Raw genomic sequence first — 10621 nt, 5'->3', positions numbered from 1 at the left:
CAGGAACAGTTTTCATCGATGCGGTATCGACGTAACCTGCCGGGAACGTCAGTCGGTGCCACCCACGCGCTGGACGAGGCCGCCCAGCGACTGGAGCTGCTCCACGAAATTCGGGTAACCACGGTCGATATGGAAGACGTCGTGCACTTCGGTCACTCCGTCGGCCACCAGGCCGGCGAGCACGAGGCCCGCGCCCGCGCGGATGTCGGAGGACCACACGGGAGCGCTGGACAGTCGCGGAATTCCGCGGACGACGGCGTGGTGTCCGTCGGTACGCGCGTCGGCGCCGAGGCGGATCATCTCCTCCACGAAACGGAACCGCGCCTCGAAAATATTCTCGGTGATCATCGAGGTGCCGTCGGCGATCGCCGCAAGGCCGATCGCCATCGGCTGGAGATCGGTCGGGAATCCGGGGAACGGCAGGGTCGAGAAGTTGACCGCGCGCGGACGCTCCGGTTGCACCACACGGAAGCCGTCGACGTCGAAGGAGATGCGCGCGCCCGCCGAGCGCAGTTTGTCGAGCACCAGGGACAGGTGTTTCGGGTTGATCCCGGTGACCTTCACATCGCCCATGGTCATCGATGCGGCGATCCCCCACGTCGCCGCGACGATGCGATCGCCGATGACACGGTGGTCGGTCGGCGACAAGCGCTCGACCCCCTGGATGGTCAGCACCGAAGTACCCGCGCCGCTGACCCGGGCGCCCATCTGTACGAGCATGTTGCAGAGGTCGACGATGTCGGGTTCGCGCGCCGCGTTGTCGATGACGGTCTCCCCCTCGGCGAGTACCGCCGCCATGAGGATGTTCTCCGTCGCGCCGACCGAGGGGAAATCCAGCCGGATCCGCGCGCCCTGCAATTCGTCGGCGCGCGCGACGACGCAACCGTGCTCGATTTCGCTGGTCGCGCCGAGCAGTCGCAGGCCCGCCTGGTGCATGTCGAGTGGACGCGAACCGATCGCGTCGCCACCGGGCAGCGCGACAACGGCGCGCTTACACCGCGCCATCAGCGGTCCGAGGACGCAGACCGAGGCGCGGAACTGGGTCACCGCGGGGAAATCCGCGTGGTACTTCGGCTCGGCCGGGGTGTTGATGGTCACCACGGAACGATCGCCGGGCGACTCGTCGGCGATGGTCACCTCGCAGCCGAGTCCGCGCAGCACCTCGGCCATCAGCGGCACGTCGAGGATGTCGGGGCAGTTGGTGATCCTCGAGGTCCCCTCCGCCAATAGGGCAGCAGCCATCAGCTTGAGGACGCTGTTCTTAGCGCCTCCCACTGCGACTTCGCCGACGAGCCTGTTGCCCCCGGTGACCAGAAACCGTTCGCTCACACCGGCTAGCTTATCCATCGTCGGCGGGAGATACGCGCGTGTACGCGATCCCGGTACACCGACGGACAGGTCGGTTGTCTGATTCGTCCCGAAGTCCTCGCGCGGCGGAGATCGGAATCCGCTCTCACTTCCAGCCGGGTCGTACACCACGGTACGATCCGCTCGTGCGGTACGACGCGGCCTCGGGTGACCGCCTCGACGGTGGACTGAACTCGACACTTCGGGAATGCCAGACCGATTGATCCGGGGTGATCAGGTGCTCGGCGTGTCCGGCCGCGCCTCGCTCCCTGTCATCACCGGGACGACGTGGCACGTCGATGGCATCGATCGATGACATGCCGAGGGAGGATTTCGCCGGCCTCCTGCGAGGCACGCACGATCGGCGGGTTGAAACCTATTGGTTCGCAACTTGTTCGACCCGGACGGTAGGGCATGCGGGTCGGCACGGATCGGCGGACGAACGCGGCACCGCGGGACTCCTCCCCCTCACACCGGGCCCGCACGGCGCCGCGAACCACGACGAACGCGGGGCCGCGGGGCCGCGGGGCCTCCGCCTCCATCAGACCGGGCGGCACGGCACCTACAGCGCCGCGAACCACGCCGTACGACGCGGTATCACTGATCCTTCTTACCGCCGCCGGGCTTCCACAGAATGTCACCCTCGGGGTTGGTGACCCGGCTCAGGATGAACAGCAGGTCGGACAGGCGATTGAGATATTTCGCGGGCAGGACGGCGGTGTCTTCGGGGTGAGCCGCGACCGCGGCCCATGCCGACCGCTCCGCCCGACGCGCCACGGTGCGCGCGGTGTGCAGTAGCGCGGCCAGCGGGGTGCCGCCGGGAAGGATGAACGAATTCAGCGGCGCCAGTTCGGCATTGAACTCGTCGCACCAGCCTTCGAGCCGATCGATGTAGTCCTGGGCTATCCGCAGCGGCGGGTACTTCGGCTCGGCGACCACCGGGGTCGACAGATCGGCGCCCGCGTCGAAGAGATCGTTCTGTACCTGCCGCAGCACCCCGAGCAATGCGGGATCGGGCTGTCCGAGCGCGATCGCGACGCCGAGCGCCGCGTTGGCCTCGTCGCAGTCGGCGTAGGCGACCAGTCGCGGATCGGTTTTGTCGACCCGGGAGAAATCGCTCAGGCCCGTGGTCCCGTCGTCACCGGTCCTGGTGTAGATCCGAGTCAGGTGCACACTCATGCGGCTGTCCGCCTCTCCGCGTGTTCTCGCCGGTCGCGACGCTGCCTGCCGGGGTTCCCGGCGACGAGAGTCCGCGCGGTCGAATTCGGTCGTTGCGCTCCCGAGCGTAACGCCGGGCGGCTACATCCCCGGCATGCGGCGGGTGCGGTCCGACGGTCGGGATTCGACCCAGGAGAGAAAGGCCGCGCGCGCGCCGCGATCGAGGGCGAGCTCGTAATCGCCGTCGGCGTCGGCGACCGCGGTGACGATGATGTCTTCGGTCATGATGTCGTATTCGTCGCCGACCGGACCCCGACGGTCACCGATCTCGATGCCACGTCGTCGAATGGTGGAATCGGGGCCGAGTCGCAGACTCGTGAGTTTGTAGAAGACGAGGCGATCCTCGTCGTATCGGATCAGACCGTGCCGCCAGCCCTGGCCCCCCTGTGCGGGCAGTACCCGCAGCAGCGCGGCCGTGCCGCCGCGGCGCAACATGACGAGCCGGTAGACGGATATCAGGGCGAGTGCGACCAGCACCGACACCAGAATGATCAGAACAACCATCCCGGTCTGCAATGCTGTTCGTCCCTTCTCGACGGCCGTTCACGAGCCCCGCCGGATACCCTGCCGATTCGATATTCAAACACGAGTGTACAAACGGCCGAACAGGTGGGGCTGGATGCCCCGAATACCGTTGTCGGCGGCGAAGATATCTTCGCCGCCGACAATCGGATCTATGGAGAGCTGTTCACGAACCAGAGGGTCTCAGAGCTGTGCGACCTTCTCGACCGCGCGCACCTGAGCCTGGGCCACCTTCTGGTCTTCGTCGGTGGCCGCCGCGTCGGCGAGCACCTTGCGGGCCGCCTCCACGTCGACCTCACCCGCGAATTCAGCGGATTCGGCCAGGATCCGTACGGACGTGGCGGTGACCGAGAAGAAGCCACCGTGCACCGCCGCGACGATCCGCTCGCCCTCGACAGGAACGATGTTCACGATGCCACCCTCGACCAGCTGGCCGAGCAGCGGTTCGTGGCCCGCCATGATGCCGACCTGGCCCTCGGTCGTCTGGGCGCTGACGAACGACGCCTGACCGGACCAGAGCCGACGCTCGACGGCGACGAGATCTACTGACATTTCGGCCATGGGTGACTACTTCCCGGCGATCTTCTTGGCGGCCGCCTCGACGTCGTCGAGACCACCGCAGGAGTTGAACGCCTGCTCCGGGAAGTGGTCGAACTCGCCCTTGCAGACGCGGTCGAAGTCATCGATGGTCTGCTCCAGCGGAACCACCGAGCCCACCTGACCGGTGAACTTCTCGGCCACGATGAAGTTCTGGCCGAGGAACTTCTCCAGGCGACGGGCGCGACCGACGAGGACCTTGTCCTCTTCGGAGAGCTCGTCCATGCCGAGGATGGCGATGATGTCCTGCAGTTCCTTGTACTTCTGCAGGATCCGCTTGACCTCGTTGGCCACCGCGAAGTGCCGATCGCCGACGATCGAGGCCTCGAGGATACGAGAAGTCGAGGTCAGCGGGTCGACGGCGGGGTAGATGCCCTTCTGCGAGATCGGGCGGGAAAGCTCGGTCGTCGCGTCCAAGTGGGCGAAGGTGGTCGCCGGGGCCGGGTCGGTGTAGTCGTCGGCGGGCACGTAGATGGCCTGCAACGAGGTGATCGACCGACCACGGGTCGAGGTGATGCGCTCCTGGAGCTCACCCATCTCGTCGGCCAGCGTGGGCTGGTAACCGACGGCGGAGGGCATGCGGCCGAGCAGCGTCGACACCTCGGAACCGGCCTGGGTGAACCGGAAGATGTTGTCGATGAACAGCAGCACGTCCTGGTGCTGCACGTCGCGGAAGTACTCGGCCATCGTGAGCGCTGAGAGAGCCACCCTCATACGGGTGCCCGGCGGCTCGTCCATCTGGCCGAAGACGAGGGCGGTGTCCTGGAGGACGCCCATCTCTTCCATTTCCAGGTGCAGGTCGGTGCCCTCACGGGTGCGCTCGCCGACGCCGGCGAATACCGACGTGCCGGAGAACTCACGCGCGATACGGGTGATCATCTCCTGGATCAGCACGGTCTTGCCGACACCGGCGCCACCGAACAGACCGATCTTGCCGCCCTTGACGTACGGGGTCAGCAGGTCGATGACCTTGATACCGGTCTCGAGCAGCTCGGTCTTGCCTTCGAGCTGATCGAAGCTCGGGGGCTTGCGGTGGATGCCCCACTGCTCGCCGTCGCGGCCGAGCCCCGGGGTGTCGAGGCAGTCGCCGAGCGCGTTGAACACGTGACCCTTGACGACGTCACCGACGGGCACCGAGATCGGCTTGCCGGTGTCGGAGACGGACGCGCCGCGGACCAGGCCGTCGGTCGGCTGCATCGAGATGGTGCGCACGATGCCGTCGCCGAGGTGCTGGGCGACCTCGAGGGTCAGGGTCTTGGCGACCGAGGTCAGCGTGATCTCGGCGTGCAGAGCGTTGAACAGCTCGGGGATCGCGCCACGCGGGAACTCGACGTCCACGACGGGGCCGATGACCCGGACGACGCGGCCTGCGGCTGCGCCGGTCCGGCTCGTGTTGTCTTGAGTGACAGCTGCGGTCATTTGGATTGGTTCTCTCTGTGTCGATTTGCGGCATGCACCGGCCCTGCGTGGTTACGCAAGCCGCCGCGTTCGGGCCAGTTGTTCATGCCGCGGCGCTTAGTCGCGGTCCGAGCTCGACGCCAGCGCGTTCACGCCGCCGACGATTTCGCTGATTTCCTGCGTGATCTGGGCCTGACGGACCGAGTTCGCCTCGCGCTGAAGCACACTGGCGAGTTCGTTCGCGTTGTCGGTGGCCGCCTTCATTGCGGTGCGCCGAGCCGCGGACTCGGATGCCGCTGCCTCGAGCAACGACGCGTAGATACGCGTGTTGACGTACTTGGGCAGCAGAGCCGCCAGCAGTACGTCGGCGTCGGGCTCGAATTCGTACTGCGCCGAGATCTGCGCGGTCGGCGAGTCGGACAAGCTGTCCTCGCCGAGGTCGAAGTTCTCGTCGACGAAACTCACCTGGATCGGGGCGAGCCTGCGCACCTCGGGGGTCTGGGTCAGCATCGAGACGAAACGGGTGTACACGATGTGCAACTCGTCGACGCCCGCGATATTGCCGCTGCCGTCCGGATTCGGAACCTCGTTCTCGGAGCCCGCCATGAAGCTCTCGACCAGGTGCGCGCACGCGGCCGAGGCATCGCTGTACTTGGGCTGCTGCGAGAACCCGGCCCACGAGCCGATCAGATCCCGGCCGCGGAAGGTGTAGTACGTCACACCCTTCTTGCCCATCACGTACAGCACCGGCTCTTTGCCCTCGCCGCGCAGCGTGGTCATCAGCTCTTCGGCGCGCCGGAGCACGTTCGAGTTGTAACCACCGGCCATACCGCTGTCACTGGTGATGACCAGGACGGCGGCACGGCGCGCGTTCGGACGTTCGGTGAGCAGCGGGTGCGACAGATTCTGCGACGCGCTCGCCAGTTCCCCGAGAACCTTGGTGATCTCCTCCGCGTACGGCTTCGCCGCCGCGACCCTGGCCTGCGCCTTGGAGATTCGCGAGGTCGCGATCAGCTCCTGGGCCTTGGTGATCTTCTTGATCGAATTCACACCACGAATGCGGGAGCGCAATTCACGCAAATTTGCCACGGTTCACACTCCCTTCATTCGCACGGGCGGCCTGGGCGGGCACGACCGGGCGACGCGTGACGTCGCCCCCGTGCCCGCTCGTGCCGCAGATCGGAAAAAGCATCGCTGATCCGCGCTTACTTCTCGACGTGCTTACGGGTGACCGACAGCGACTCGACCTCTTCGTGGTCCAGTTCGCCCGCTTCGGCTTCGTTCACCACGCGGCTGCCATCGGAAGCGAGGAAGCCCTGCTTGAACTTGTCGGTCGCCGCCTTGATGGCGTCGGCCGCGTCACCGGTGAGCACCTTGCCGCCTTCGATGGACACGAAGGCGTCGGCCGCGTCGCGGTGCAGGTCCTCGATCAGCTCCGCGTTGAAGCGGCGGATGTCGGCGACCGGAACCGAGTCGTAGTAGCCGGCGTCGACCAGGTAGATCGAGACGATCTGGTCCTCGACCGCGACCGGCGAGTACTGATCCTGCTTGAGCAGCTCGACCCAGCGGGCGCCACGCTCGAGCTGCGCCAGCGACGCGGCGTCGAGGTCCGAGGCGAAGGCGGAGAACGCCTCCAGCTCGCGGAACTGCGCCATTTCCAGACGCAGCGAACCGGCGACCTTCTTCATGCCCTTGGTCTGGGCGGCGCCACCGACGCGGGAGACCGAGGTACCGACGTTGATCGCCGGGCGGACACCCTTGTTGAACAGGTCGGACTCGAGGAAGACCTGGCCGTCGGTGATGGAGATGACGTTGGTCGGGATGAAGGCCGAGATGTCGTTGGCCTTGGTCTCGATGATCGGCAGACCGGTCATCGAGCCCGCGCCCAGCGCGTCGGACAGCTTCGCGCAGCGCTCGAGCAGGCGCGAGTGCAGGTAGAAGACGTCACCCGGGTACGCCTCGCGGCCCGGCGGGCGACGCAGCAGCAGCGAGATGGCGCGGTACGCCTCGGCCTGCTTGGTCAGATCGTCGAACACGATGAGGACGTGCTTGCCCTGGTACATCCAGTGCTGGCCCAGGGCCGAACCGGTGTAGGGCGCGAGCCACTTGAAGCCGGCGGAATCGGACGCGGGCGCGGCGACGATGGTGGTGTATTCCATCGCACCTCGGGCCTCCAGCGCGGACTTGACGCCCGCGATGGTGGAACCCTTCTGACCGATGGCGACGTAGATGCAGCGCACCTGCTTGGCCGGGTCGCCCGAATCCCAGTTCGCCTTCTGCGCCAGGATCGCGTCGATGGTGACCGCGGTCTTGCCGGTCTTGCGGTCGCCGATGATCAGCTGACGCTGGCCACGGCCGATCGCGGTCAGCGCGTCGATGGCGGTGATGCCGGTGGCCAGCGGCTCCTCGACCGGCTGACGCTCCAGCACGCTCGCGGCCTGCAGTTCCAGCACGCGCTGCTCTTCGGCCTCGATGTCGCCGAGCCCGTCGATCGGCTGGCCGAGCGGGTTCACCACGCGACCGAGGAACTTGTCGCCGACCGGGACCGAGAGCACGTCACCGGTACGGCGAACCTGCTGGCCCTCTTCGATCTGGGCGTACTCGCCGAGGATGACCGCACCGATCTCGCGGTCCTCCAGGTTGAGCGCCACGCCGAGCACGCCACCCGGGAATTCGAGCAGCTCGTTGGCCATCGCCGAGGGCAGGCCGGAAACGTGCGCGATGCCGTCGCTGGTGTCGGTGACCACACCGACTTCTTCGATGGAGGTCTCGGGGGTGTAGCTCTGTGTGTAGCTCTCGATCGCGCTACGGATCTCGTCGGAGGAGATCGTCAGCTCCGCCATGTTCTTCCTGCTCTCGCTGTGTGGGTCTCGAATGTCGGTTGGTGGTGCGCTGCGGGACTCAGGCGAGTTCGCGACGCAGCCGCTCCAGTCGGCCGATGGCACTGCCGTCGATCACGTCGTCACCGACGCGGACGACGAGGCCACTGAGCAGACTCGGGTCGACCTGCACGTGCACCGTGACCGGCTTGCCGTAGATGCGCCCCAGGGAGGCGGCGAGCCGCTCCCGCTGCTGCGTCGTCAGGGCGACCGCGGCGTGCGCGTGCGCGACGATCTGATCGCGACGGCCCGCTGCCAGGTCGGCCAACTCGTCGAAGGACGTGTCGATGCCGCCGCGCTGCCGGGTCACCACCTGTTCGGCCAGTGTGAGGGTGATGGGCTCGACCTTGCCGGTCAGCAGTCCCGCGAGCAGTTCGCGCTTGGCCGATGCGGGCTTCGCACGATCCGACAGCGCCTGCTCCAGATCCGGGTTGTCGCTGACGATCCGGCCGAGCCGGAACAACTCGTCCTCGACCGCGTCGAGCCGGCCGCTGTCGGCCGCTGACTCCAGCAGTGCCTCCTGGCCGAGCAACACCAGGGTGTCGACCAGATCGGCGGTACGGGACCAGTCCTGTGCCACCGCGGTGGTCAACACCGCCTGCGTGGCGGGGCTGACCTTGCCGCCGAAGACCCGCTCGCTCAGCTCGGCGCGCGCCGAGCCCTGTACCGACACGTCCGCGAGCGCAACACGCAGCGAACGCTGATCGTCCAGCACGGCGACAACGGCGAACAGTTCCGAGCCCGTGGTGGCGGCGACACCGTTGCTTCCGGTCAGAGCGGCCCGAAGCGCCTCCCGCGACCGGGCGCTTGCCTCGCGGCTCGCTGCGTACATGCTTCTCACTTTCGCGTCGTTACCTTCCGACCCCGATGCCGGCATCGGTGTCGTCGAGTTCGGCAAGGAACCGCTCGATCGACGCCGACTGCTTGGCTTCGTCCGAAACCGACTGTCCGATGATCTTCTCGGCCAGGTCGACGGCCGTACGGCCGACTTCGGAACGCAGCTCGGTCAGGATCTGCTGGCGCTGGGCTTCCAGCTGGCTGTGACCGGCGGCGACGATGCGGTCGCTCTCGGCCTGGGCCTCCGTGCGCATCTGCGCGAGGATCTGCTGGCCCTGGGTGCGGGCATCCTCACGGATACGCGCGGCCTCGAGGCGGGCGTCGGCCAACTGCTGCTGGTACTGCTGCAGCGTGACCTGGGCCTCTACCTGCGCGGCCTCGGCGCGGGCGATTCCGCCCTCGATCTTGTCCGTACGCTCGTCGAGCACCTTGGTCAGGCGCGGGACGACGTACTTGTAGAAAGCGAACGCGATGATCGCGACGCAGACCACCGACCAGACGATGTCGTACACCTCGGGGATGAGGGGATTGACATCCTCACCCTCCGACGCGGCGAGCAAACTGTACTGGTACATCGGAATCAGAAAATGAAGCCGGCGACGAGACCGATCAGCGCCAGCGCCTCGGTGAACGCGATACCGAGGAACATGTTGGTGCGGATCGTGCCCTGCAGCTCGGGCTGGCGGGCGATGCCTTCGATGGCCTTACCGACGACGATGCCCACACCGATGCCGGGGCCGATGGCCGCCAGACCGTAGCCGATGGCGCCGAAGCCCTTGAACGTCGATTCGGAGGTAGCAGCTTCCTGGGCCAGGTACGCGAGGCTCATGAGTGTTCCATTCCCTTTCTGTTGCTCACCGGCCGGTCGGCACGGTGTAGCAGGTTTGGCAGTTAGTTGGTTCGGGTCGGTCAGTGGTCGTCGGCGTGCTGCGCGAGACCGATGTAGACGGCGGTCAGCAGCGAGAACACGTAGGCCTGCAAGAAGATGACCAGGATCTCGAACAGCGTGAATCCCAATCCGGCGAGCAGCGAGAACGGCGAGAACACCTTCATCCAGGCGGCGGCGTCGAAGAGGAAGAACCAGGTGGCGCTGAAGAACAGCACCAGCATGATGTGGCCGGCCAGCATATTGGCCATGAGTCGGACGGTCAGCGTGAAAGGACGCAGGATGAAGGTCGAGACGAACTCGATCGGGATCAGCAGTACGTGCAGCGCGGGCGGCACATTCGGCACCACGATGCTGCTGCGCATGTACTTGCGGAATCCGTACTTCTTGATACCCACGTAGTTGAACGCGACATAGGCGACGACTGCCAGCACCAGCGGCATACCGATTCGGGCGTTCGACGAGATGTTCAAACCCGGAACGATGCCGGAGAAGTTCAGAAAGAGGACCGTGAAGAAGATGGTCGCGATCAAGGGGAAGAACTTGCGACCGGTTTCCTTACCGAGGATCTCGTCGCAAATCTGTTCCTTGACGAAGACAAGTCCGGTCTCGGCGACATTCTGGATACCGCGCGGAATGAGCTTCGGCGAGCGGAATGCCAGCAGCATGAAGCCGACCAGAACCGCCGTCATCAGCAACCGAATCAGCATCAACCGATCGAGTTCGAACGGTGTTCCCTCGAACAGCACAGCTGGAGGGAAGAAGTCGGTAAGCGACGGCGCGTGGAACTCGCCCGCCAGAGTGGTGACGCTCAGCGTTCTCTCCCGTGTTCGGGCCGCGGGTACGTTCATTCCCGCGGTTCGATCGGACATTGACGATCAATTGGGTCGACTCAGGTCGGCTCGAAATTCGTCAGCAGCTGCGCGGCAATACCCGC

Annotated in this window: 11 protein-coding genes; all 11 read right to left on the bottom strand. The window is 66.1% G+C overall.

The window, feature by feature from the left end; genetic code table 11:
• Window positions 1-48: 48 nt before the first annotated feature.
• Complete coding sequence (murA, locus tag OG225_RS40505) at window positions 49-1329, bottom strand: UDP-N-acetylglucosamine 1-carboxyvinyltransferase (RefSeq protein ID WP_405179858.1); 1281 nt, start codon at window positions 1327-1329, stop codon at window positions 49-51.
• Window positions 1330-1944: 615 nt separating this feature from the next.
• Window positions 1945-2526 (bottom strand): cob(I)yrinic acid a,c-diamide adenosyltransferase, encoded by a 582-nt coding sequence (locus OG225_RS40500; RefSeq protein WP_405179857.1) that lies wholly within the window; start codon window positions 2524-2526, stop codon window positions 1945-1947.
• A 120-nt stretch (window positions 2527-2646) separates the two neighbouring features.
• On the bottom strand, window positions 2647-3069 hold the full coding sequence (locus OG225_RS40495; RefSeq protein ID WP_216917202.1) for a DUF2550 domain-containing protein: 423 nt from the start codon (window positions 3067-3069) through the stop codon (window positions 2647-2649).
• Between the two features lie 201 nt (window positions 3070-3270).
• Complete coding sequence (locus OG225_RS40490) at window positions 3271-3648, bottom strand: F0F1 ATP synthase subunit epsilon (protein ID WP_216917203.1); 378 nt, start codon at window positions 3646-3648, stop codon at window positions 3271-3273.
• Between the two features lie 6 nt (window positions 3649-3654).
• Window positions 3655-5103, bottom strand: coding sequence for a F0F1 ATP synthase subunit beta (gene atpD / locus OG225_RS40485; protein ID WP_109529188.1), 1449 nt, complete (start codon window positions 5101-5103; stop codon window positions 3655-3657).
• A 96-nt stretch (window positions 5104-5199) separates the two neighbouring features.
• Window positions 5200-6171 (bottom strand): F0F1 ATP synthase subunit gamma, encoded by a 972-nt coding sequence (locus OG225_RS40480; RefSeq protein WP_405179856.1) that lies wholly within the window; start codon window positions 6169-6171, stop codon window positions 5200-5202.
• 116 nt (window positions 6172-6287) lie between these two features.
• Window positions 6288-7925 (bottom strand): F0F1 ATP synthase subunit alpha, encoded by a 1638-nt coding sequence (gene atpA, locus OG225_RS40475; protein ID WP_405179855.1) that lies wholly within the window; start codon window positions 7923-7925, stop codon window positions 6288-6290.
• A gap of 58 nt (window positions 7926-7983) precedes the next feature.
• Entirely contained in the window at window positions 7984-8793 is an 810-nt protein-coding gene (locus OG225_RS40470; protein WP_405179854.1) for a F0F1 ATP synthase subunit delta, read from the bottom strand.
• A gap of 19 nt (window positions 8794-8812) precedes the next feature.
• Window positions 8813-9373, bottom strand: coding sequence for a F0F1 ATP synthase subunit B (locus OG225_RS40465; RefSeq protein WP_405179853.1), 561 nt, complete (start codon window positions 9371-9373; stop codon window positions 8813-8815).
• Between the two features lie 5 nt (window positions 9374-9378).
• Window positions 9379-9627, bottom strand: coding sequence for an ATP synthase F0 subunit C (locus tag OG225_RS40460; RefSeq protein WP_040704792.1), 249 nt, complete (start codon window positions 9625-9627; stop codon window positions 9379-9381).
• Window positions 9628-9707: 80 nt separating this feature from the next.
• On the bottom strand, window positions 9708-10556 hold the full coding sequence (gene atpB, locus OG225_RS40455) for a F0F1 ATP synthase subunit A (RefSeq protein WP_405179852.1): 849 nt from the start codon (window positions 10554-10556) through the stop codon (window positions 9708-9710).
• Window positions 10557-10621 lie beyond the last annotated feature (65 nt).

It is taken from the genome of Nocardia sp. NBC_01377 (genome assembly GCF_045040005.1).
Taxonomy (GTDB): domain Bacteria; phylum Actinomycetota; class Actinomycetes; order Mycobacteriales; family Mycobacteriaceae; genus Nocardia; species Nocardia noduli.
The sequence above is the reverse complement of the archived record's forward strand: the minus strand, read 5'-3'. Positions and strand labels throughout refer to the sequence as shown.

Excerpts from the sequence above, each read along its gene's own strand:
- OG225_RS40500 (WP_405179857.1), bottom strand. The coding sequence starts at position 2,526 with ATGAGTGTGCACCTGACTCGGATCTACACCAGGACCGGTGACGACGGG.
- OG225_RS40495 (WP_216917202.1), bottom strand. The coding sequence starts at position 3,069 with ATGGTTGTTCTGATCATTCTGGTGTCGGTGCTGGTCGCACTCGCCCTG.
- OG225_RS40490 (WP_216917203.1), bottom strand. The coding sequence starts at position 3,648 with ATGGCCGAAATGTCAGTAGATCTCGTCGCCGTCGAGCGTCGGCTCTGG.
- atpD (WP_109529188.1), bottom strand. The coding sequence starts at position 5,103 with ATGACCGCAGCTGTCACTCAAGACAACACGAGCCGGACCGGCGCAGCC.
- atpA (WP_405179855.1), bottom strand. The coding sequence starts at position 7,925 with ATGGCGGAGCTGACGATCTCCTCCGACGAGATCCGTAGCGCGATCGAG.
- OG225_RS40470 (WP_405179854.1), bottom strand. The coding sequence starts at position 8,793 with ATGTACGCAGCGAGCCGCGAGGCAAGCGCCCGGTCGCGGGAGGCGCTT.
- OG225_RS40465 (WP_405179853.1), bottom strand. The coding sequence starts at position 9,373 with ATGTACCAGTACAGTTTGCTCGCCGCGTCGGAGGGTGAGGATGTCAAT.
- OG225_RS40460 (WP_040704792.1), bottom strand. The coding sequence starts at position 9,627 with ATGAGCCTCGCGTACCTGGCCCAGGAAGCTGCTACCTCCGAATCGACG.
- atpB (WP_405179852.1), bottom strand. The coding sequence starts at position 10,556 with ATGTCCGATCGAACCGCGGGAATGAACGTACCCGCGGCCCGAACACGG.